Genomic DNA, 23421 nt, shown 5'->3' on the forward strand with positions numbered 1-23421 from the left:
CTTTTTTTAACTTCTTTTTCGAGCTCGGCGTTGATGTTTCGCGGCCAGAAATAGAATATATCATGGATAGAGATTCATTGCAAGCATTATTTTATATTTAACATCTTAGAATGATATTAACCGTAAATGGACAGAATAACCGAATATCTAAACGTAAGCTATGCATGCCTCAAGCCTACGTTATCTAACCTTCTAGGAGGATTGTTATGGACACTCATGAATTCGTGGAGAAGTTCCAGGAGAATCAGCGTAAAGCGCTAAAGAACAGAAACCGCGGTAAAGGAACCCCAGGCGCAAGACTGGCCAACAAGCAGCATAGCTCTAACAAATAACAGTAACAAGCATGCCACAAGCGGAAACGGCTTTGCCGTCTTTTAAAGGACGGTACTGTTGCGGCGAGAAATAGAAGGATAATGTATAGTGTGAAACATATACATTCTTCTATATCAAAACAAAGCAGGGATGTCTGCGCAGCCAGTTACGGCTCTGCGGACATCCCTTTTGCATTCTATTCTATAGAAGGAGTAGTAATTATTTGCTCAGCTTCGTTACGCCCACTGCCACTTTCTCGATTTGTGCTTTGCTGAGTGATTTGTCAGCGGAGCTGATGGTTACAAAACGGTCTGCCAGCTTGAAGGTCAGCATTGGCGTATCCGAAGGGGTATACCATTTCGCCTCTGTTCCATTGGAGAGCTTCACTGTACTGCTGTCATATCCATCGGAATAGTCACGCGGCGAGACATTTACACGCATTTTATTGAACAGGAAGCTTACGCCGTCATCACCGCCCGCAACCTTCTGGAAGGCATCTCCGCTGACCATCTGTGTCGGGGCATAGGCTCTCTCAAAACCCTCGAAGTTCGCAAACGCCTTAGCAATCTGCTCCTTCTGCGCCGCACTGTATTCTACCGCCGTCAGCTTCACAGCTGAACCATTATCCGGCGTTGTCGCCCCTGTTCCAGTTCCAAGGATAACTTCATTCGTGGAGGCATTGAATGTCACCGGTACCTTCAGTGCATCTGCCATCGCCCGGACCGGAAGATACGTTGTATCCTTATAAGTGATTGGCGCCATTGTTTTGCCGTTGTTATCAACCGGAGTATAGGCCGCTCCGTTAACTTTGAACCCGATGCCGTGGTTAAGATAGGCGCTGATCTTCTGCATGTTCGTTCCTGCGTAGACCCCTGCTGAACCTGTAACGGCCATTCCGAATACCATCGTTGCTATGATCATTTTTTTGCTTTTCATTGAATATCGTCTCCCTTAGCCTGTGATGTTAGTGTGTTCCTTGCTATGAATTCATTAAACCATTAACTTGTTTCTAACTTGTATCCGGATTGTAAAGAAGTAATTCAAACGCCCACCCCATACACCTCTGTATACAAAATATCTCTAAATCGGCGGAACTCTTTCATCGTCACCGGCTCCGGGTAGGTCATAATGCGCAGCGGAAGATCGGCTTGCCCTGCACGCAGTGGCGGCTGCATATAGTTATAGGGATTCAGGTAAAAGCCCAGCCGCTCGTAGAATCCGATTCTTCTCTGTTCCAGCTCACCGTCCGGCGGCTCTACCTCAAGCAGCACCGGCTTGTCCGAACGCATAAGGTAGCTGCTCATCAGCTTACGGCCGATCCCTCCGCTCCGGCACTCGGGATTCACGGCAATATGCTCGATGAACCGCAGCTCGGGTAACTCCCATGCCGCCAAAAAAGCCAGTATCTCCCCCTCCGCATCCTTGCTGGTATACAGATGATAATTCGGCCGATCCAGCAAAGCCTGCTGCCCGGTGCGGGTTCTAATCTCACTTACCGGAAAAGAGGCTTCCATGATCGCGAATATTTCATTGAATTCCACTTCACTAATGCCTGCTTCATGAATAGTTGTCTCATTGATCATTGTATTCTCGTCCATTGCAATGGCCTGCTTTCTGCCGCTTCGCTGCGTGAAGGGCTCTAATGTATGGTCCCCTTATCCGGTTAAAAATACCTTCAGGGAGCCTGTACGCATCAAGATGTTTCAAAATAAAGACTGTCACAGAACATTCTCCGCTTCCCTATGAGCCGATTAGCATCTGGTACTAGGAGAACGTGCTATACTGTAGTTAACAGATACATCATTACTTATAATAGGAGAGGTTCATTTGGATAATCAACGCTGGATCGCACCTGAATTCTACAATCTCACTTCGGAAATGGAGCAGCATCCTGAAGATAAGATTGCAATTAAATGGTTACATGAAAATGGGAGCCTGGAGCAAATCACCTATGGTGCGCTCATGGCTCAGGCTAACCGTCTCGCCGGCGGACTGGCCGGCCTCGGACTTACGCAAGGCGACCGGGTCCTGGTCATGGTCCCCCGCCGCATCATCGCCTATGCGATATATCTGGCCTGCCTGAAGCTGGGACTGGCTGTTATCCCTTCGTCTGAAATGCTGCGGGCGAAGGATCTCTCATACCGGCTCCGCCACTCTGAAGCACGGGCCGTTATTGTCTGGTCTGAGGCTACCGGAGAAGTCAACAAAATCTCCGATGATCTTCCCGCATTGGACTACCAGCTGTCCGTCTCCAGCGGTGCGGCTGAGCCTGAAGAAGGCTGGATCGACCTGGAAGGTCTAATGGAAGGACAAGCAGATTCTTACCCTACGGTTGCCAGCCGCCGCGATGATATCGCCATTCTGGCCTATACCTCCGGAACCACCGGCAATCCCAAAGCAGTAGTTCACACGCACGGCTGGGGATATGCTCATCTGCGGATCACTTCCTCCCTCTGGTTCGATATCCGTGAATCAGATACGGTCTGGGCCACAGCCGCACCGGGCTGGCAGAAGTGGATCTGGAGTCCGTTCCTGACGGTACTCGGCAATGGGGTAACTGGCTTTGTCTATAACGGAGCCTTCCATCCGGAACGCTACCTGCAGCTGCTGCAGGACGAGAAGATCCAGGTATTATGCTGCACACCGACAGAATACCGCCTGATGGCGAAGACAGAAGGTCTGGCAGACTACGATCTGTCCAATCTGCGCTGCGCTGTATCCGCCGGTGAACCGCTGAATCAGGAAGTGATTCATACCTTCCAGCAACACTTCAATATTACAATCCGTGACGGCTATGGACAAACAGAGAGCACACTCATCATCGCAGCGCTGAAGGATGAACCAATCCGGGTCGGCTCCATGGGCAAATCGATTGCTCCAGGCATTGTCGAAGTGATCGACGAGGACGGACATCCGCTGCCGGCCGGAGTGGTCGGTGATATCGCCGTACATCTGAGCATGCCTGCATTGTTCCAGAACTACTACAAAGATCCTGAGCGCAAAGCGAACTGCTCGCATGGGGAGTATTTTGTAACGGGCGACCGGGCGCGCAAGGATGAGGACGGCTATTTCTGGTTCGAGGGGCGCGGCGATGACATCATCATCAGCTCGGGCTACACGATCGGGCCGTTCGAGGTCGAAGAGGCGCTGATGAAGCATACCCTCGTTAAGGAATGTGCCGTAATCGCAAGCCCGGATGAGATCCGCGGGTCCGTCGTCAAGGCTTTTATTGTACTCAAGGACGGCCATGCCGGAACACCGGAGCTGACCAAAGAGCTGCAAGCCCATGTGAAGGAGCAGACCGCCCCCTACAAATATCCGCGCAAAATCGAATACATTACGGATCTGCCGAAGACTACCTCCGGAAAAATCCGCAGAATCGAGCTGCGCGAGCAGGAGAAGCACGCTAACCTGTAACATAAGCTACTCTGTTAAGTGGAAACGGCTTTGCCGTCCTATTAAAGGACGGTACCGTTTCAGCGAGAAATAGAAGGATAAGCTATCGTGTGAAACAGATAAATACTTATATTTCCTAGGAGGGCTGCAAATCAGGCTGCTATATTGCCAGCCGAAACTATAAAATCCCCGTTCCTACAGTGATGCAGGACGGGGATTTTTGTGTTTCGGGAATGCTAACAGCAATACAAACAATACTGCAAGAATCAGCGTAGTCACCAGACTGGCCTCCAGACCAAACTGGCCACCGGTTAGCATTTCATTGCCCTTTAGAGCTACGGAATACAGGCCATAAGTGTTATTACCGCTCACCGCAACCCCGTAAATATAACCCTGGAATAGATTCCAGGAGATATGCAGTCCCATTGCCGCATACAAGTTGCCGGTTCGCAGTGTCATCCAAGAAAAGATCAGGGCAATGAATACGATATTGAGTCCGCTGACCCAGTTATATCCGGGGTTCGCCAGATGGGCCAGCGAGAACAGGACGGAAGTCACGCCCACCGCAGCCGGAACGCCAATCCGTAAGGACAATAGCTGTTGAAGATAGCCTCTGAAAACAACCTCCTCGCATACTCCCGCCAGCAATGCTGTAAGTACAATATCCGCCGCATCCAGCTGTCCGAATTGCGGGTGTGCCCATTCCCCTTGCAGAACAGCATACCCCAGTCCCCACAGCACAAGCAGAATCAATGAAAGCAGCAGAAATCCGCCAGCAAATCCGGCGGCAAGGCTTACACCGTCCGGTCTGGATAATCCAATGCTGGACAACGGACGCTTATGAATTCTCCGTACCGTATAACAAACAACAATAAAGGAGTAGATCGCTGTAGATTTGAATACACGTACCCACCCGTCCGGATCAAAAAGCTGCTCAGAGCCGATCCTCAGCGATACGCCAAAGGAGACAAGAGCCGTCAGAAAAACAATAACCGCTACGACACATGATATTTCCCAACCTGCTCTAAGCTGCCGGTTACGGTTCATGAATATATTTTGCATATTGCGGATTCCCCTTCCCTCTATTGCCTGTCATTCATTAGACGGACTTCAAGGGGTTCTCCCTGCAAATTCATAGAAATGCTTGGAGGCATTGTCTTTACTCGGACCAATACTCGGCATCCGGGTTGAGCGCTGAACCTACTTCACCTTCTTTTACCAGATCGCAGTCCAGGTAGCCTTCCTCATCCAGGAAATAGACCTCCTGCTTATAGAATTCGCACAGCGTCTCCAGGAACTTCTCCGGTGAATCGTACATCACCACCAGATCGCCGTAGTCGTGCAACAGATCGCAGATCCGTTCCACGCCTTCTTCAGAGCGGTAGTAGCAAATGAAATCACTCCCATAGTTCGTCAGCAGCGGCAACACGATTCCACCGCCGGTATATCCCTTCTCCTGCAGAATCCCTGAGAGTATCTTCACCTCATGGCCGTATTCTCCGATATGAATCAGCCGGTAGCCCGGAATGAACTCCAGCAGACTGGGATCTTCCTCGGCGCCGCCCGTTCCAAGAACCGTATCATAGACCGCACGCAGAAGCGCAGGTACTTCGGGTGTAAACTCTAATATCGCATCGCTGCCCCCTGCCGGAGCTTCACCCAGACTGGCGGTGTACCCGGGACGCAGCTGCGTGGACAGCTTAAGGAATTCCTGAAATGTACCGGTAAGCATGTAATCATCCTTTCTCACAAAAATATAGCGGAGCAATAAGGAACGCCCCTATCTCTCCGCTTGGTGCTGTCTTGCTAATTCGCTATGTTATTTGAGATTGGTTACTTGGCAGCCGAAGCCCACATCTTCTCCAGCCACTGATCGAAATCCGCGCCCTTCTCGCCTTCATAGGCATCGTAGATATCAACCCGCATCTTCTTCAGCTTCTCTTTGAACTCTTCGTAGGTATGGTCCTTGGGCAGGCTCTTCTTAATCCGCAGAATAATCTTGGACAACCCTTTGAACAGTTCGGCTTTGTTCTTCGATGGAACCTTGACCTCTTCGCCGAAAGCCACCAGCTTGTTATATGCGGCTTCTTGCACGGTATATACAGGATCGCTGATCATCAGGCGATTAAGGATATCGATAGTTTGTTTGTGGTTGTAGCGGCCCAGCTCTTCTACCGCTTCAAGACGCGCTCTCCAGTCTGCGGAACGGCCGGCGGCTTTCTTCAGTTCGTCATAGTTCTCTGGCAGCTCTTGGATTACTTCTTCATTATTCAAGCGTTACAATCCCCTTCTTGGTTAAATCTGATATATAGAACGTAATCATCTTACTTAGTGCAATTCTACCGTACTGCGCTGCTTGATTTCAATCTTTTGTCCAAACATTCATGGAAAAAGACTTGGCGGACGGATTTTGACTAACGGTAGCCGTATGCGTATAGTATGTACCAAATCATCCACCAGTAGATAAAGGAGACCCACCATAGATGAAAGCCATTGCTATACATATGCCCGGCCCGCATGGGAATCTAACAGAAATTGACCTCCGGCAGCCTGCTCCAGGTGAGCATGAGGTGCTAATTGAGATGTATGCGACCTCTGTTAATCCGACAGATTGCAGCATACTGGATGAAGCACGGATTGCCAGCGGGGAACCCCCTGCTGCCTGTCCATTCATTCCAGGCGTTGTTGTAGCCGGAATCATTGCAGACACCGGCGCAGGGGTGAGCCGCTTCAAGCCTGGCGACGAGGTATTCGGCCTGGAGCCCGCTAGTGAGAGCGGAGGTTACGCGGAATATACGTTGGCCAAGGAGCATGAGCTTGCGCTTAAGCCCCCGGGGGTATCCTTCGCAGCAGCCGGGGTGTTACCCGCTGCCGGGCTTGCCGCCTGGCAGGCGTTGGCTGCCGCCAAGGTCGCAAGCCGGGACCGCGTGCTGGTGCAGAACGGTACAGGCGGAACCGGCAGCTTCGCAGTACAGCTGGCCAAGCTCAGGGGTGCTACGGTGATTACTACCGTCAGCGGCGATGAGGAGCTGGATGTTGCCTGGGGCCTCGGGGCCGATCAGGCGATTAACAGCAGCGAGCAGGATTGTGCCGCGATTCTGGGACAGAGTATCGATGTGGTGATCGATACCGTAGGAGGCAGGGTGCTAAGCAGAAGCTTCGCGGTACTGGCTCCGGGCGGAAGGCTGATCTCCACTGCTGAACAACCTGATCCAGCCTTGGCAGCACAGCAAGGAGTTACAGCAGCTTATCTGACTCCCGCTGCCGATCCCTACCAGTTGAGCGAGCTGGCCCGGCTGACGGCCGGGCGGAAGCTGCAGCCGCTGATCGGCGGTGTTTTTCCGCTGAGTGAAGAAGGGCTGCGCACTGCACATGCGCTCAGCGCAAGCGGGAAGACGCGGGGTGTTATTGCTATTACGATAATTGATAAGCGATAATTCAGTTAAAAGTTATGTACCAGCACGACCAGCAGCACAGCCATCAGGATACCGGGCAGCAGGTTGGCTACCTTGATCTTAGTGATCCCGAGCAGGTTCAGACCGATTCCGATAATCATTACCCCGCCTGTAGCGGTCATCTCTGCTATGCAGTCGTTCAGCAGCGCATCAGGCACAAACCGGGTGATCTGCGTAGCCAGTAAAGCGATGGCACCTTGATACATAACAACAGGAATAGCCGAGAACATCACTCCGATGCCCAGCGTTGAGGTTAGAATTATGGCAATGAAGCCGTCCATGATGGATTTGGCGTAGAGGATTTCATGATTGCCTTTGATACCGCTGTCCAGCGCGCCTAGAATAGCCATGGCTCCTACAACAAACACCAGGCTTGCCGTGACAAAGCCCAGCGAGATACTCCCCTGTCCGCCTGCACCTACTCTGCGCTCCAGCCAATCGCCCGCACGGGTGAATTTGCCTTCAATGTTGATCCACTCCCCGGCCACTGCGCCGATCACCAGACTTAGAATGACGATGAGGAAATTCCCGCTTTTCAGGCCCATCTGCACCCCCAGCAGCATAAGCGCCAGTCCAATCGCTTGCATCACAGTGTTCTTCATACTCTCCGGTATCCGCTCCAGCAGCTTGCCCAGCAGAGTTCCGGCAATAATTGCTATTCCATTCACGATTGCTCCGAGCAGTACCATTCCTCAGCAACTCTCCCGTCGATTCTTTTCTCTCTTAATCTGCATTATAAGGGCAGCCGTCACTATTGAGTCAAGACTATTCTCTGCTGGCAGGAATGATAAGCTCCGAGACGCACCCGGCGAAAAATTGACAAATTTCGGTTAGCGATGGTACGCTCACTAATATCGTTCTTTTAATAGAACAAATCCGGTGCGGATCTGTTCACAACTCAGGTGAGGAGCGTCTCTATGACTGACCGGAAGATCCTTAATCAGGCAAGCTTAACCAAGGAAGTACGCCTTATTCTTGCACTACTGAATTCCGGAAATCCAGATGAGACGGCGCGGAAGCATCCGCAGTTGTTCACAGAGGTGAACTGGGACTTATTCGTGGAGCTGAACCGTCAGCACAGGGTGTATCCCTACCTCTATTCCAGGCTGAGCAAGATGGAGGAGAAGGCGGTCCCTTCTGACGTTCTGGAGCAGCTAAAATGGCAATACCGCAGGAATACGGTGCAGATGCTCCAGCTTAGCGGTGAAATGAGCACTATCGCAGGTCAGCTGGCCGAGCTGAATATCCGCTGTCTGTTCCTCAAGGGGCCGGTGCTTGGGCAGGAGCTGTACGGAGACCTGTCGCAGCGCACCTCCCGGGATCTTGACTTCCTGGTGCCGATTGAACAGCTGGAGGATGCCGAAACCTTGCTGATCCGGCTGGGCTATGAGAAGGAAGACAAGTTCGAGAGCCTGCTTGGCGACTGGAAATGGCGGGAGCATCATTCGACGTTCGTGCATCCGCTCAGCAATGTTAATCTGGAGCTGCACTGGCGGTTAGGGCCAGGGCCTGCCAAAGAGCCTGCGTTCGACGAGCTCTGGCGTCACTCGCGGACCAGCAGCGCCTTCGGCCAGAATGTCCGCTATCTGGGGCCGGAGGATCTGTTCATGTTCCTGGCTGTACACGGTGCCAGACATGCCTGGTCCCGGCTGAGATGGCTGCAGGACATCAAGATGCTGCTAATGGGACAGCAGCCGCCCGACTCCGCCAAGCTGGTCCGCTTACTACAGCACTATGATCACAACGCCATAGGAGGACAGACGCTGATTCTGGCCAGAGAGCTGCTGGAGACGCCTGTCGATTCCAGCCTCGCCCCTCTGATGGACAGCCCCAAAGCCCACAGGCTGGCGCAGGATATTCTGTTCTATCTCCCTCGGATTGTGAATTTGAATACCCCTCCACTGGAGCCGGAGGTGGAGCAGCACTTCAAGCGGTATCTGCCAAGCATTCTATCCACCCGAAGCCGGATGCTCCGCTCCGCCAGCTTCCTGTACCCTTATGCTGCGGATGCCAAGATGCTGCCGCTGCCGAGAATGCTGCATTTCTTGTATTTTCCGCTGCGGCCTTTGCTGTGGAGCTGGCGGAAGATTACGGGTGCGGAGAAGGAGAATTAGGCAGGGACAGCCATACCAAAAAGGCAAGTGCTGCGTTAGATTAGCAGCACTTGCCTTTTTACGGTTTCGGAGCCGGGTGGCGGTCAGCCAATGTAATCGGTTTTTCGATTACATTCGGGCTACAACCTCTGCGCCCATCCAATGTAATCGGTTTTTCGATTACATTCGGGCCACAACCTCTGCGCTCGCCCAATGTAATCGGTTTTTCGATTACATTCGGGCTACACACCCACGCAGCACCGAATGTGTTCGGTTTTTCGCCTACATTCGCGTTTTAGGTATACCCTTATCCAGCTTCTTCCTGCCCTTTCAACAATCGGCTGAACATGCCGCCCTTCTCCGAAGCCAGACCGCTATAGACTCCCTGCTGGATGACCCGGCCCTGGTCGATGACCAGAATCTGATCGGCATCGCGGATCGTGGACAGGCGGTGGGCAATGACGATGACGGTCACCGATGCCTTAATCCGCTCCAGCGCCTCTTGAATCCGTTGCTCGTTCTCGGTGTCGAGCGCACTAGTCGCCTCATCGAGCACCAGAATCGACGGCTTGCGGATAATGGCGCGCGCCAGCACCAGGCGCTGCCGCTCCCCGCCCGACAGGCGGACACCCCGGTCGCCGAGCAGCGTATCCAGTCCGTCCGGCAGCTTGCGGACAAAGTCCGCCGAGGAAGCAAACTCCAGTGCCTCCCACAGCTCAGCTTCCTCCGCATCCGGCTTGATCATCATCAGATTATCCCGGATGGTAGCGTTGTACAGGAACGGGTCCTGCGCCACATACCCGATGGATCTCCGGTAGGACAGCAGCCGCTCCCCTGTGACCGGCTGACCGTCCGCCAGAATCTCCCCGTTCTCCGGCTGCATCAGTCCCATGAGCAGATCGACGAGCGTGCTTTTGCCGGCGCCTGAACGTCCGACAATCGCCGTCATCTGCCGGGCGGGAATCTGCACATTCACGTTCTGGAGCGAATATTGCGGCTCGTCCGCATGATAACGGAAATCGACATTCCGGGCTTCTAGACCGCGCTCCAGCGTCAAAGGCAGCACCCGTTCTCCGCCTTGATCCGCTTCATGCTCGACAGCAGCCAGACATTCTCCCTGCAGCGATTGCAGTTGTTTGAAGGATGGCACTACTGAGGCCAGCTGCTCCAGCAGCGACTGTAGCGTCGAGAAGGTCGGCCACAGCCGGGTGAAGACGAGAATGACCAGCAGCAGATTCGGCCCTTCCACTTGCATGAACCGGAAGGAGACGAAGATAAATACAGCAATCAGCAGCGTGGAAGACAGCTTATACAGGAGCTGGGAGTTAGAGCGCAGGCGCGTATAGTCGAGCTGCTCCTGCTTAACTTCGCCGGTGAAGGCATGCAGCCATTCGAGGCGGGACTGCTCCAGATTATTGCTTTTGATATCCTTGATTCCGTTCAGCTGATCGGTAATGCCGCCCAGATACGTCTTGCCCAGCTCCGTGCTGCGGCTGCCCAACCTCTTCGCCTTACGGATGAACCGCCGGGAGAAGATGGACAGCAGCGCCGCGCAGACGAGAACCGCCAGTGTCATCTTGGGGGACAGCCAGAAGGCAAAGGCAATCTGCACCAATGTGAACAACAGCGAAGTGAGAAACTGCAGGAAGCCGCTGATACCCGCCAGGACTCTGGCCAGCTCGGTGGTCATCATATTGATCAGATCAGAGGTGCGTTTTTTCAGAAAAAAAGACCACTGCGCCCGCAGCAATGCGCTATACACCTCATATCGCAGCTGCCTGCCATAAGTCTGCTGAATTTCGACATTGCGGATCGCTACGAATCTTGCAATCAGATTCTGACAGAGCACAATCAGAACATAACTGCCCAGCACCAGCAGCAGCGCTGTGGATTGCGGCAGTTCAGTGATGAATCCGAGCATAGGAAGATGATAGCCCGCCGCCGCGCCGCCCAGCTGAATGCCAGCCATGCCAAGCATGGGAACCAGCAGCAGAATGGCGGAGCTCTCCAGCAGACCGCTGATCACCATGCCCAGCAGATTAAGATACAGCTTCACGCCCGACAACCGCTGTAGCTGCCGGACGTAGTAGATTATGGCTTGCATGGACCCACCTCGATTACTCGGCTTGTAACACCTTCGCGAACTTCTCCACCACCACGAAGCCTTGCATAGCGTCATCCCCCGAGACATAATGGGCTCCGCTGCGCAGCCAGGCGTGGGCAATCATTTTGCCCTGCTTATCGCGGGCCACCCCCATGTAGAGGGTACTCTCAATCCCCCGCTTCTCCAGCATCTTCAGGGCGGCTACCGCCCGGACCATACAGGTGCTTTTCCAGGGAGTATAGCGGCTCATCACCCGGATCGCCTTGGTAATCTGCTGGATGCGGCGAATATCGGAAGTTCTGGATACTTCGGGAGTCTCCATGGATTTCACCCCCAGCTGCGGGGCGGTCCTGGCAAAGGGGAACAACAGCTGGATGCGGACCAGCATCAGCCGCCATAACGTCTCGGGAATCAGCGCAAGCAACGCCTTGTCATGCACCAGCAGAAGACGGAGCCGCCGGAGAGTCATCATGGCCCGCTAACGATAGAGACAAGATCCTCATTCAGCAGATTCTGTACAAAATCAATGACATCCTGCTGCGCCAGCTCTGCCGGTACCTCAAAGATCTCCTGCATCTTCCCGGCAATCTGCCGAATCGATACCGGTGAAGCCAATGCTTCCCAGATCTCACCGCCGACTTCGCCGAGGTTGTAGTATTTCCCGTTCTTCACATTCAGCATGACCTTCTCGCCGTCCATGTCACTTGCGATATTGCCTTCCCGTTGAACCAGTACCGACTCCAGCGACAGCACTTCTGTAGTATTCATATTCATAGGTTCATCTCCTTCATCTTAGGCATAATCGTCTCCATAATCATTTCCGTCTGCTGCGGTGCACTGAAGCCCTGCTCGGGGCGGGTCAGCCGGTACATCGGCAGCCGGTTTACGAACGAGGCCAGCAGCCCGAAGTGCCATTCTCTGACACCCATAGGGTCAACCAGCGCTTTTTGATAAGTATGATTGTATAAGGTATGAAGCCGGTCCAAGCCGCTTATAGCCTCTACGGCCACCGGCCCGTCCTGCACCACAGACAGTTCAAAAATGCCGGCCAGCGGCAGCGGCTCACTCTGGAACCGGTCATGCACCGGTACCGCGAACTTGGTCTCCCGCTGAAACAGCGGACGGTATGCAGACGAATTCATTCCCAAATAGTCCAGGCTCTGCTGCCACAGCTTCTGCTGCGGATAACCTGGAACAGCTAATGGATGTCCATTATGCACCAACACGGGAATAACGTCGTCACTGACCAGGAGATGTCCCTGATCCATCAGATAGGAGGCAAGCGTGGATTTACCCGCACCTGAACGCCCCACCAGCGCATAGGCTTTATTGTCCAGCACAAGCGAGCTGCCATGCAGGGCCAGTATTCCTTTTTGCATCAATACTACCCCCATACAGCTGCCCAGAATGAATAAGCGGATGCTATCCGGATCGGCGCCTGCTGCTGGAGAGACTGTAATCGTACTGCCGTTCTGTATGGAAAAAATAGCAGTGCCCTTCACCATGAACATCACTTCATGCTCCGCGATGCCCAGGTTCGGCGTAATTTTCGGTATCGCTTCCCATCGTTCAGACAGAAGGCCTTCCACTACCCACAGGCTCCCTATCCTTCCGGGGTGATCCATACGGGGGAGCTCCGGCAACGGGAACTCACTGAGGATATGCAGGCCAAAAGCCTTATAACCGAGGCATTGCACTGTGCCAGCCATACTGCTCACTCCATCTCAGTCAATTTCACCCGTTGTCTTGCGGATGACAAGTGGAAACGGCATTGCCGTCCTTTGAAAGGACGGTAACGTTTCGGAACGTTACTTCGGATAAAGGGATAGCCCTGATCCCCCTCCAGCAAGCTAAGAGGGATTAGGGCTGAGCGGTAATGCAGGAAGACTAGGAGTGACTAACGATTTCATCTGGATCGGCTTGGAACGCATCGGCAATGGATACCCCCGGGCCAGCCATAGTCATTTTCACATCCAACACTTCCAATGCAGGCTTGCTGTATTCCTTTTTCATCTTGTCACCCCCTTTCAAGAAACGTCCTTCAGGAGAGCCGCTTCAAAAAGCGGTAGAACACCAGTCCTCGCGTAAGAAGGCGGAAATCTGTGTTAAAGATTAATAATGGTTCGGGCTCACTACCCAGCCGGTCCAAGCATCCGGCGAGCCCGGGACGATTCAGATAAGACGAAGCACGAGGGTCTTGCAGCATCTCCCTCAGCTCCTGCTGGAACCTCTGCCACTCGGGCAGTATACGGGTAATGCCGTCAGCTCCCTGAATACCGCGGCGGGTCTGGTTAAGCCTGACCTTATCCGGCAGCCGCCCCTCCATCGCCCTGCGGATGAGCGAGCGGTCCATTCCGTTCTGGACGTATTGCTCCTCAGGCACCGACATACAGAAGTTGATGACACGCAGGTCATTCGTCGCATCCCGGTCCCAGACCCTGTACTTCAGCGACAGCTTGGTAGCCGCCGTTCCGTTCACATTCCAGACATGCGGCTGGCGGAAATGCTCTCTGCGGATATCGTACACAGTCTGGGAGGCTGGCGACTGGTCCAGCTCCTTCAAGCGCTCCTGCACCCCTGTCCGCCGGGCAAATTCAGGATGGATCAGTTCCGGCGGAGCCTCCTGCTTCCCGGTCATCAGCTGGCCCAGGGCAGGGAATACCTTGCGCCCGGCAATCTTCAGCATTCTTTTGCGGCTTACGCCCATCGAATGGCTGTACAGCTTATTCTCCCGGTAAAAGCGGAACCAGCGGAACTCCCGCAGCAGCTTCGCCTGGTAATCCAGCGCCGGCCCCCAGGAGATACTCCAGTTGCCCCGCTGTCCGCTGAGCAGCACACCGGCATTCTTCAGTCCGGCTTGTTCATATATGCCCCTCAGCCAATAGGAATTCTCTATGAATTTGTAGGGCATCTCCATAATATCGAGCCATTCGTCGATTTCGCCATAAGAGCTGCGGTCAGGAAAATTGTAAAAGCCAGGCTCAATATTCCCGACGTAGTCGACGGTCTCCTGAATATATGGACGCTCATCGGTCACCCGCTGGCCCAGCTTGAACCCTGTAAAGTGATCCAGGGGATATGAACTGAAGGTGTAGAGCGGCTTACCTTCGCTGCGAAGCGCCTCTGCCGCAAAGCTCACCACCGCCCCTGAGTCCAGTCCGCCGCTTAAGTTCGCACCCGCTTCAAGATGGGTACGCAGCCGGTCCCGGACTGCACGTCCGAACACTTCACGGAATGCCTCCTCATACTCGCCATTGCTGCGCAACCGGAGTGGAGACGGGGTCTGGAAGGTGTAATACCTGGAGAAGGTTATCCCCTTCGCGCTGACTGTCATTGAATGCGCCGGGGGCAGCTGCTCCACACCCTGATAGACCGTGGAGAACATATCCGCGACATCCATCCGGCCCTGGCCTGCCAGGTATTCAGAGATCCAGCCTTCATGCAGTGCGTGTGTTCCATCCATTAGCGTGAGCAAGGGATGAATCACGGTGCAGAAGGAGAACTGTCTGCCAGAGCGGTGAAAGTACAGCGTCCGGCTCCCCGAGAAATCCCTCGCTCCAAACAGCGTCTGCCTGCCGGCATCCCAGATCATGAAGGCAAAATCTCCGACCAGATGCACCGGAGCCTGATCCCCCCATTTCTCATAGGCCAGAAGAATCAGCAGACTGTCCGGCATCGACTCCTGATCCTCCCGGACCACCTGAAGTTGTCCGAAGAGTTCGCTGCGGTTATCAATGATGGCGTCCGCTACGATCGTCAGCTTCCGCTGCGGATCATAATAGGGAAGCACCTCGCCCCGGGACTGCGGAGTAATCCACTGTGCGTGGCACCCGAGGAACAGCCCCTCCGTATTCCAGCCCCGGGCATCATCCGCCGGATAACGCTGCAGCTCCTGCATCAGTCGCAGGCCAAGCTCCGGGTCCAGCGGCCCATGCTGCATAGAATAGATCCCGGCGATTGCACTCATGGGTTAACCTCCAGCTGTCTATAATTTCGCTACCGTTACAGTACTAGGTTCATTACAACAGGTTCTTAATAGTGAACACTTCTTATTACCTAAGATAACGTTCTTGCCATTAAATGTGAATAGTACCTGAGAGTACTTTTAGGTATCCTTTAGCGTATTGACTATAGTTAAAATCTATGGTATTAAAACCCTGAAATATGACCTATGGTATATAATGGCTTATACTAAAAGTGACTGATTCACCAAATACCTTTAGTAGGAGCTAGATTTATGAAGAATTATTCAATGGACCCCATCCTGATTCCCGTACCGGAAAGCTTCGAAAGCAGCCGCCTGCAAATTCGCTCAGTAGCATGGGGAGACGGCGCTACTATACATGAAGCGGTACAAGAGAGCGCAGTGGAATTACGGCACTGGATGCCTTGGGCCCAGCAGGTCCCTTCTGTGGAAGAATCAGAGGTATCCATCCGGAAATCACGGCTGCAGTTTCTGGAACGCAGCGATATCCGGCTGCTGCTTTTTCATAAGAAGACGGGACAGCTTATCGGGAGCAGCGGCTTGCACCGAATCGATTGGCGGGTGCGTAAATTTGAAATCGGATATTGGGTTCGCACCTCATACGCGGGTCAAGGTTACATCTCAGAAGCAGTAAATGCCATTACAGATTTCGCCATACAGGAGTTACAGGCTAACCGGCTGGAGATCCGTTGCGACTCACGCAATACACAGAGTGCTCGCGTAGCCGAACGTACTGGCTTTACCTTGGAGGGTATCTTGCGCAATGACAAGACCGATGTAACGGGTAGCTTAAGAGACACGATGGTCTACTCAAAGGTTCGCGGGGTTGAATATTAAACGGGATTATTTAATTTAACTTAACTAATACCTGTCTGGCGGAGAGGGGATTTAGTATAGTTGGGGGTATTCTTTTACCTATACACTGAAGGAGCAACTACCTATGGATACTCTTCAATTTGTCTGTAATTATAAAGATATAGAGCCGCTGCGGAACAGCTTTTTCGAGTTGGCAAAAGATACGTTCGAGCTGGAGCTGGGGCGCTGGTATGAGGAAGGCTTCTGGACGGATAAGTATGTTCCTTATTCTTATGCGGAGGGAGACCGGATCGTGGCGAATGTCTCGGTGAATCTTATAGAGCTAATTATTAATGGGGTGAAGTCCCCTGCTGTGCAGATCGGAACAGTAATGACTCATCCTGACTATAGAGGACGCGGCCTGTCTGCCCGGTTGATGGACAAGGTGCTGGAGGATTACGGACAAGCGTGTGAATTCATGTATCTTTTTGCCAATGAGTCAGTCTTGGAGTTCTATCCAAAATTCGGCTTCCACCCGGTGGAAGAACAGATCTTCTCCATGCCCTGCCTCGGAGGCGCTGCCGGATCTGCGGCAATCCGCAAGCTGGATCTTGCCGACCCGCGTGATCTGAGCCTGGTCTCTACCCTTGGAGCGCAGCGGGTACCGGTATCTGAGCGTCTTGGCGTCAGCGGCGCCCATGGACTGCTGATGTTCTACTGCCTGAATGTGTTCAGCGATCAGCTCTACTACCTGGAGGACGAGAATCTCATTGCCATCTGCCAGCAGGAGAATGGGCAGCTTGAGCTTTTCGATCTGATCAGCACACAGCCCGTCTCCTGCCGCGACATCGCCCTGAAGCTTGCGGACAGCGACACGGAGACGATCGTTTTCCACTTCACCCCGGATGACCCTGGCCTGGAGTTGTCAGGCACCAGCCATTCAGAGGGCCTATTCGTCCGCACTCAGGGCGGGCAGCAGTATCCTGCTAACGTCAAGCATCCGGCTACTTCCATCGCCTAGGCGTACGCTACACTTTTAACCTTGTAAAATGTTCACAGCGTCATAAACTGCCCCTGCCGGGCCAGATAGGCTTCCTTGTCCTTATAGTCCGGCATTATACTGCCCAGGCGCCGCCAGAAGGAACGGTCATGATTCATATGCAGCAGATGACACAGCTCATGAATGATGACATAGTCGATCACTTCAGGCGGCGCCATGGCCAGGCGGTAATTGAACGTCAGCTTGCCGTCAAAGCTGCAGCTCCCCCACTTGGTCCGGGATTCCACAATCTCGATATTCTTCGGCTTCACTCTGAGCTGCGTCTGGTAGGGCTTGATGCGCTCTGCGATGATTTTTTTCAGACTGGCCGTATAGAACTTCTTCAGCGCAAGCTTCAGCGCCTCCGCATCCGCCTGCCGCTCCCCAATCAGCTCATGCAGCGCATACTCCTTCCCCAAGTACAAGAAAGCTTCTTCGTCTCCCTCATAAGCCTTAACCTGCGGCACCTGCCGGGCCGCGGCATTGCTGCGCAGCTTCTCCAGAATCTTCGGGCCTAGACTTGCTACCGCACCGAGGATCGTCTCTTCACTCGTTCCCTTGGGCGCTTTAACGGTAATGAGATCCGAGCCGTCCACCGTTACGGAAAGCTTCTTGCGCCTCACATACTGGACATGTAACGTCACCATCTGATCTTCTAGTTGAATCTGCATAGCCACCATCGTTTCTGTAATTTCTAGTACACACTAATACACCGGATAACCGGATACAAACACCGCCAGATACAGGAGACCCCCCACAATGAATAGCGTCGTGAGCAGGATATCCTTCCATCTCTTATCCTCCGTCAATAGCACAGCGGCGAAGGCCAGCGGAAAAGCTACAGCGAAATAACGCGGAGCAGACAGCAGCCAAGTCGGGGCCACCACATAGACGAAATAGGCGATCATGTACGCCATATAAGCGGGATTAAGCTTCTTCGCACTGCGGAGCATCATGAAGAGAACCAGGAAGATCGCGCACAAATTCGGCAGCCACAGCCCCAGGAATGACCGGTAATCGGCATCCTTGAAGGTATTCACCGCATACTCTATCTGATATCTCACGGTATCAAAAAAGAAGTAGAACCGCTGCGACCAGTGCTCCCGCTGATAAATACTGAACTGGAATGCGTTGCCCGTCACATTGTAATTGATGTAGAGATAAGCCAGCAGACCGAACGAGACGCTCACCAGAGAGAGGACAGCCAAGATCAGCTTATTCGTAAAAGCCTTCCGGTCCATTGACCTGTAGCCAGCAGCCAGCTCCCGGGCAAATTCCACGGCAATCGGCACGGCCAGCAGAATCCCCGGGGAACGGGTGAATCCGGCCAGCGCCGCGCAGAGGCAGCCCAGCAGCCAGCGCTTTTTGCGCACAAAATACAGCGCCATCAGGGAGAGCAGCAGGAACAGCGCCTCCGTCATGGGAAGGAAGAAAAAGAAGGCCGACGGAAAGATAAAGATGTACTTCACTACCCGCAGGGCATTCCTGCGCCCCATATCCAGCCGGGCCAGTTCATAAGCGAACAACGCCGCAACAAGCGTGCAGAGATTGGCTACAACAAATCCGGCAGCCATATAATTTCCTGTGAAGAACTGCGCCAGCTTGATCATAACGGGGAAGAACGGCAGAAATACAATATGAAATCTGGGGTCCCCTTCCGTCACATACCACCGCTCGGCAATGCCCAGATAGGACATCGCATCAATTCCGCGGATATGCCACATCTCAATGAAGCGGGAGAACAGGCTGCCGGAGCCTCCCTCCCGAAGCACCCAGAACACATAAGCTGCCAGGATCAGCAGCACCCGGCTGAATATCACCCACAGCACAATCTTCAACCAGGTCCGCTGCCGTTCCTCCGGCGAGTCGTCCATATTCACCGTCCGCAGTGCGCCTGGGCTCATGATGTATCCGGTTATAGCGGGTATGGCCCGCAGGCCCGTCCAGATAAACAGGGCCAGACAGAGCAGCGAAGCCAAGGTCCCCGCCAGGGTCCAGGTATGCACGGACACAGCCCATACCCAGACAGCTAATATCATAACAAGTATAAAGAGTGCTGAAATTGCTGTATTGACCTTTTTCACCATAGCCTCCGGTTCCGCAACCTTTGCGTTGTCTTTTTCTCATTTTCTTATAGAAATGCCTGTAGCACAATGATTAGTTTGATCGGGCATGACAAAAAAGGAACACTGCGTAAGATTCAGCAGCGTTCCTCTTCGATACAGCGTAGGGTAATCCTTAATCAGGATTTCGGAAGTAACGGGAAATGACAGGCTACCGGACGGCCCGGCAGGACCTCTTCCAGCAGCGGCTCCACGAAGCGGCATTTGTCCTGGACGAACGGGCAGCGGGTATGGAACCGGCAGCCCGAGGGCGGATTGGCCGGGGAGGGCACATCTCCCTCCAGCATAATGCGCTCCTGCTTGCGCCTTGGCGTAGGCTTGGGAATGGCCGAGAGCAGGGCGGCAGTATACGGATGCAACGGAGCCGCGAACAGCTCCTCCGTCTCTCCTACCTCCACCAGCTTACCCAGGTACATAACCCCAACACGGTCAGAGATATGCCGGACTACGTTAAGACCATGCGCGATGAAAAGGAAGGTGAGGCCCAGTTCCTTCTGCAGCTTCATCAGCAGGTTAATGACCTGGGATTGCACGGATACGTCCAGCGCAGACACGGCCTCATCGGCCACAATAAACTGCGGATTCAGTGCAATCGCCCGGGCGATACCGATGCGCTGGCGTTGTCCGCCGGAGAATTCATGCGGGTAGCGGTTCCGGCGGCTGGCATCCAGACCCACCAGCTCCATCAGCTCAACTACCCGGGCATCGATCTCCTTGCCGGACATCTTCCAGTGAATGCGCAGCGGCTCGCCGATAATATCCTTGACGAGAAAGCGCGGATTGAGCGACCCGAACGGGTCCTGGAAGATAATTTGCATCTCTTCCCGCAGCTTCCGCATGTCACGCGAACCCAGCGAATGGATATCCTGGCCCTTGAATAACACCTGCCCCCCGGTCGCACTTTGCAGCCGGAGCAGTACCCGTCCGAAAGTGGATTTGCCGCAGCCGGATTCCCCGACCAGCCCGAACGTCTCACCTTGGCGGATCGCCAGACTGACCCCATCCACAGCCTTCACCTGTCCAACGGTCCGGTTAAGCAGACCCTTGGTGATCGGAAAATATTTCTTAATATCTTTAACTTCCACCAGCACTTCAGAAGAAGCGGGTAGCTTACGGTCTGGTATGGTTGCTGCCCTGTTCATCATGCGCGCTTCGCCTCCCTGCTGGTACCCGCTGAAACTGGCTTATCCTTGAACAGCCAGCAGGCGGTCCGGTGATCACCCGTGATCATGAAATCCGGCGGCTCCTGGCTCCGGCAGATCTCCATAGCATGCGGACAGCGCGGGTGGAAGCGGCAGCCCGCAGGCAATTGTCCTATCGGCGGAATCGTTCCGCTGATCGTATAGAGCTCGCCTCCCCGTCCGCCTTCGAACCCCGGAATTGACTGGAGCAGACCTATCGTATAAGGATGGCTGGGATGGTCGAAGATCTCTTCCACACCGCCCTCTTCCACGATAGCACCCGCATACATGACAGCAATGCGGTCCGCCATCTCGGCGGCCACCCCCATGTCGTGGGTAATCAGCAGGATGGACATGCCAAGCTCCGACTGAAGCTTGCGGAGCAGATCCAGAATCTGCGCCTGGACCGTCACATCAAGCGCGGTGGTCGGCTCATCGGCAATCAGCAGCTCGGGCTTACAGGCCAGCGCAATCGCAATGACTACGCGCTGGCACATCCCGCCGGACAGCTCATGCGGGTACTGCTTCGCACGGATCTCCGGTGCGGGAATCCCCACTAATCTAAGCAGATCGACCGCCAGCTTCAGCGCTTCTGCATCCTTCTTATTCTGATGCAGCCGCAGACTCTCAGCGATCTGCTCGCCTATGGTGAAGACCGGGTTGAGCGAAGACATCGGGTCCTGGAAGATCATAGCGATCTGGTTGCCGCGGATTTCCCGCATCTCCTCCTGGCTCTTCGCCCCCAGATCCTGTCCATGGAAGTCAATCTGTCCATCCAGGATCATACCGCCCGCATAATCAATCAGGCGCATGATCGCCAGCGAGGTGACACTTTTGCCGCTGCCGGATTCGCCTACAATACAGACCGTCTGACCTTTATTCACCGTAAGGGAGATGCCGTCGGTTGCTTTGAGCAGCCCCTTCTCTGTCGCAAAGCCGGCGGTTAGTTTCCGGATTTCGAGTAGTTTTTGCGCCATTGTTCCAGCCTCCTCCGGGATTTGGTCACTTGCTGTCTGGGATCAAGGGCATCCCGGATGCCGTCGCCGATAAAGTTAACCGCCAGCACCACCATCAGGATGCAAAAGCCCGGATACACCGCCTGCATCGGATCAACCAGCATGAACTCCTGCGCGTTGCTAAGCATCAGCCCCCAGCTCGTAGCCGGAGCCTGGATACCAAGACCAAGATAGGACAATGCAGATTCACTGAGAATCGCGCCGCCGACCATCAACGTGGCATTGACAATAATCGGGAAGCTTGCATTACGGAGCAGATGCCGGAAGATGATCCCCCAGCTGGATACCCCGATTGCTCTGGCCGCCTCCACATACTGCATTTCACGCAGCTGCAGGAAGGTTCCCCGGACCAGCCGGGCAATACTCATCCAGCTCGTGAACGCCAGAATCAGGATCATGAATTTAATCTTTGTTCCGAACAGCGCCATCACCAGGATATTCAGGAACAGGGACGGTACGGAGTTCATGACATCAACAATACGCATGAATACCGTATCCACAAATCCGCCGAAGTAACCCGAAATGGCTCCGACCACTGATCCGACCAGCACGGATACAAAAGCAACGGAAAAACCGATAAGCAACGAGATTCGCGCACTGTAGAGCAATCTGCTGAGAATATCACGGCCCAGCTCATCAGTGCCGAGGGGATGACCCTCCGCTCCCGGCTTCAGGTTGGCGAACATCAGATCAATCTTCTCCGGCCCATAGGAAGTCAGGAACGGTGCGAAGATCGCCAGCAGCACAAAGATAAGCAGGACGGCCAATCCGCCCATGGCAAAAGGATTGCGTGAAAACTTCTTCCACAGCACTCTCCATGGGCCGGGAGGTCTGTCCAGATCCACCACTGGAATTTCCGGGTCGGTCCCGCCCGGCATCGGACTCATATCCGGTGTCCCCAGCGGCTTGGATACCTTCCCTTTGGCAAGCTCAGTATTGTCTGTACTCATGCTGCCTTCCCCCCTTGCTTGCCGAGCTTCACGCGGGGATCAACTACGACATACAGTATATCTGCCAGAAGATTGCCAATGACGACCATCACAGCCGTTACGATGGTCACAGCCATCAGTGCCGAATATTCGCGCGCAGTGGCCATCTCTACGAACCAACGGCCCATTCCCGGCCAGTTGAATACATTCTCTGTTAGTGCGGCCCCTCCCACCAGGATCGGAAGATCAAGGCCAAGTATCGTAATAATTGGAATAAGCGCATTGCGCAGGGCATGGCGGAAGACGACCTTCCGTTCCTTGACGCCTTTGGCCCGTGCCGTCCGGATATAATCCTGATCCAGCACCTCCAGCATACTGGCCCGCGCATACTTCATATAAGAAGCCAGGAAACCAAGTGCCAGCACTGTTATTGGCAGCACCAGATGCATGAATAAATCAGCGATACTGTCTTCCTTGCCTCTTGTATGCATATCCGACAATGGGAACCAGTCCAGCTTGAGCGACAGCCACTGCTGCAGCAGAATCCCGAACCAGAAGGTCGGCATGGCGAAGCCCAGATAAGAAATGAAGGAAGCCGTCTGATCCGATAAACCATAGACTTTGGTACTATTGTAGATTCCCCAGGGGATTGCGATCAGCAGCGATACCAGCCAAGCTGCCCCCATCAGGATTATGGTATTGCCGATACGCGGCCACAGCAGGTCCGAGATCGCAATATGGTTCTTAAAGGTATAACCCAGATCCCCTTGCAGCAGGTCGCCGATCCAGTGAAAATACTGTACAGGAATGGGCTGATCCAAGCCCAGGTTCTTGGCTTGCTGCGCAAATATTTCCGGCGTCAGTCCCGGTGCGAGCATCACTTGCGTAGGGCCGCCCGGAGCCGCATGGATGAGAAGAAAGGTTAGTATGGTAATCAGAAAGATGACCAGTACCGATTGAAGTACACGGCGTATCAGATATTCTGTCATTGGC

Annotated in this window: 24 protein-coding genes; 6 read left to right on the forward strand and 18 right to left on the reverse strand. The window is 53.8% G+C overall.

What is annotated here, in order from left to right; translation table 11 throughout:
• Positions 1-206: 206 nt before the first annotated feature.
• Complete coding sequence (locus C162_RS35355; protein ID WP_076161612.1) at positions 207-332, forward strand: DUF4023 family protein; 126 nt, start codon at positions 207-209, stop codon at positions 330-332.
• A gap of 199 nt (positions 333-531) precedes the next feature.
• Here C162_RS35355 and C162_RS11745 read toward each other — a convergent pair whose 3' ends face one another.
• Together C162_RS11745 and C162_RS11750 are read right to left on the reverse strand one after the other, a co-directional pair.
• Positions 532-1248, reverse strand: a complete 717-nt coding sequence (locus tag C162_RS11745) for a hypothetical protein (RefSeq protein ID WP_036694584.1) — start codon at positions 1246-1248, stop codon at positions 532-534.
• A 104-nt stretch (positions 1249-1352) separates the two neighbouring features.
• Positions 1353-1910: a GNAT family N-acetyltransferase gene (locus C162_RS11750; RefSeq protein WP_235218407.1), complete on the reverse strand. Its 558-nt coding sequence runs from the start codon at positions 1908-1910 to the stop codon at positions 1353-1355.
• A 280-nt stretch (positions 1911-2190) separates the two neighbouring features.
• Between C162_RS11750 and C162_RS11755 the strand changes: the two genes are divergently transcribed.
• Positions 2191-3729 carry an acyl-CoA synthetase gene (locus tag C162_RS11755; RefSeq protein ID WP_051493416.1) on the forward strand — a complete coding sequence of 513 codons (1539 nt, stop codon included), beginning with the start codon at positions 2191-2193 and terminating at the stop codon, positions 3727-3729.
• A 174-nt stretch (positions 3730-3903) separates the two neighbouring features.
• Here C162_RS11755 and C162_RS11760 read toward each other — a convergent pair whose 3' ends face one another.
• The 3 genes from C162_RS11760 to C162_RS11770 form a co-directional block, all read right to left on the reverse strand.
• Positions 3904-4770 carry a CPBP family intramembrane glutamic endopeptidase gene (locus tag C162_RS11760; protein WP_036694588.1) on the reverse strand — a complete coding sequence of 289 codons (867 nt, stop codon included), beginning with the start codon at positions 4768-4770 and terminating at the stop codon, positions 3904-3906.
• 97 nt (positions 4771-4867) lie between these two features.
• Positions 4868-5440, reverse strand: coding sequence for a hypothetical protein (locus tag C162_RS11765; protein WP_036694656.1), 573 nt, complete (start codon positions 5438-5440; stop codon positions 4868-4870).
• Positions 5441-5541: 101 nt separating this feature from the next.
• Positions 5542-5982, reverse strand: coding sequence for a HEAT repeat domain-containing protein (locus tag C162_RS11770; RefSeq protein WP_036694589.1), 441 nt, complete (start codon positions 5980-5982; stop codon positions 5542-5544).
• Positions 5983-6191: 209 nt separating this feature from the next.
• On the opposite strand from C162_RS11770, the gene C162_RS11775 reads away from it, so the two are divergent.
• Entirely contained in the window at positions 6192-7145 is a 954-nt protein-coding gene (locus tag C162_RS11775) for an NADP-dependent oxidoreductase (protein WP_036694590.1), read from the forward strand.
• Positions 7146-7150: 5 nt separating this feature from the next.
• Here the strand turns inward: C162_RS11775 and C162_RS11780 are convergent, their stop codons facing one another.
• Positions 7151-7852, reverse strand: coding sequence for a DUF554 domain-containing protein (locus C162_RS11780; protein WP_036694591.1), 702 nt, complete (start codon positions 7850-7852; stop codon positions 7151-7153).
• A 228-nt stretch (positions 7853-8080) separates the two neighbouring features.
• Between C162_RS11780 and C162_RS11785 the strand changes: the two genes are divergently transcribed.
• A complete protein-coding gene (locus C162_RS11785; protein WP_036694592.1) occupies positions 8081-9277 on the forward strand; it encodes a nucleotidyltransferase domain-containing protein in 1197 nt (398 codons plus the stop codon).
• A gap of 286 nt (positions 9278-9563) precedes the next feature.
• Here the strand turns inward: C162_RS11785 and C162_RS11790 are convergent, their stop codons facing one another.
• From C162_RS11790 to C162_RS11815, 6 genes are all read right to left on the reverse strand, one after another.
• The gene (locus C162_RS11790) at positions 9564-11360 is read right to left on the reverse strand and encodes an ABC transporter ATP-binding protein (RefSeq protein WP_036694593.1); all 1797 of its coding nucleotides are present in this window, start codon (positions 11358-11360) and stop codon (positions 9564-9566) included.
• 13 nt (positions 11361-11373) lie between these two features.
• Complete coding sequence (locus tag C162_RS11795) at positions 11374-11832, reverse strand: lasso peptide biosynthesis B2 protein (RefSeq protein WP_036694594.1); 459 nt, start codon at positions 11830-11832, stop codon at positions 11374-11376.
• A complete protein-coding gene (locus C162_RS11800; protein ID WP_036694597.1) occupies positions 11829-12134 on the reverse strand; it encodes a lasso peptide biosynthesis PqqD family chaperone in 306 nt (101 codons plus the stop codon). The genes C162_RS11795 and C162_RS11800 overlap by 4 nt, the downstream gene beginning before the upstream one ends.
• Complete coding sequence (locus C162_RS11805) at positions 12131-13069, reverse strand: hypothetical protein (RefSeq protein ID WP_036694600.1); 939 nt, start codon at positions 13067-13069, stop codon at positions 12131-12133. Before C162_RS11805 ends, C162_RS11800 begins: the two co-directional genes overlap by 4 nt.
• 178 nt (positions 13070-13247) lie before the next feature.
• A complete protein-coding gene (locus tag C162_RS35945; protein ID WP_036694602.1) occupies positions 13248-13373 on the reverse strand; it encodes a paeninodin family lasso peptide in 126 nt (41 codons plus the stop codon).
• Between the two features lie 28 nt (positions 13374-13401).
• Positions 13402-15327, reverse strand: a complete 1926-nt coding sequence (locus C162_RS11815; protein WP_036694603.1) for an asparagine synthase-related protein — start codon at positions 15325-15327, stop codon at positions 13402-13404.
• Between the two features lie 270 nt (positions 15328-15597).
• On the opposite strand from C162_RS11815, the gene C162_RS11820 reads away from it, so the two are divergent.
• Both C162_RS11820 and C162_RS11825 read left to right on the forward strand, forming a co-directional pair.
• On the forward strand, positions 15598-16182 hold the full coding sequence (locus C162_RS11820; protein ID WP_036694604.1) for a GNAT family N-acetyltransferase: 585 nt from the start codon (positions 15598-15600) through the stop codon (positions 16180-16182).
• 103 nt (positions 16183-16285) lie between these two features.
• Entirely contained in the window at positions 16286-17161 is an 876-nt protein-coding gene (locus C162_RS11825) for a GNAT family N-acetyltransferase (protein WP_036694605.1), read from the forward strand.
• A gap of 32 nt (positions 17162-17193) precedes the next feature.
• On the opposite strand, the gene C162_RS11830 is transcribed toward C162_RS11825, so the two are convergent.
• From C162_RS11830 to C162_RS11855, 6 genes are all read right to left on the reverse strand, one after another.
• Complete coding sequence (locus C162_RS11830; RefSeq protein ID WP_036694657.1) at positions 17194-17850, reverse strand: M48 family metallopeptidase; 657 nt, start codon at positions 17848-17850, stop codon at positions 17194-17196.
• Between the two features lie 33 nt (positions 17851-17883).
• Entirely contained in the window at positions 17884-19185 is a 1302-nt protein-coding gene (locus C162_RS11835) for a hypothetical protein (RefSeq protein WP_156949612.1), read from the reverse strand.
• A 236-nt stretch (positions 19186-19421) separates the two neighbouring features.
• Positions 19422-20447, reverse strand: a complete 1026-nt coding sequence (locus C162_RS11840) for an ABC transporter ATP-binding protein (protein ID WP_051493414.1) — start codon at positions 20445-20447, stop codon at positions 19422-19424.
• Positions 20444-21460 carry an ABC transporter ATP-binding protein gene (locus C162_RS11845; RefSeq protein ID WP_036694608.1) on the reverse strand — a complete coding sequence of 339 codons (1017 nt, stop codon included), beginning with the start codon at positions 21458-21460 and terminating at the stop codon, positions 20444-20446. The genes C162_RS11840 and C162_RS11845 overlap by 4 nt, the downstream gene beginning before the upstream one ends.
• A complete protein-coding gene (locus C162_RS11850) occupies positions 21427-22386 on the reverse strand; it encodes an ABC transporter permease (RefSeq protein WP_036694659.1) in 960 nt (319 codons plus the stop codon). Before C162_RS11850 ends, C162_RS11845 begins: the two co-directional genes overlap by 34 nt.
• 59 nt (positions 22387-22445) lie before the next feature.
• On the reverse strand, positions 22446-23417 hold the full coding sequence (locus C162_RS11855; RefSeq protein ID WP_036694610.1) for an ABC transporter permease: 972 nt from the start codon (positions 23415-23417) through the stop codon (positions 22446-22448).
• Positions 23418-23421: the final 4 nt, after the last annotated feature.

It is taken from the genome of Paenibacillus sp. FSL R7-269 (assembly GCF_000517865.1).
In the GTDB taxonomy this organism is placed as follows: Bacteria; Bacillota; Bacilli; order Paenibacillales; family Paenibacillaceae; genus Paenibacillus_AQ.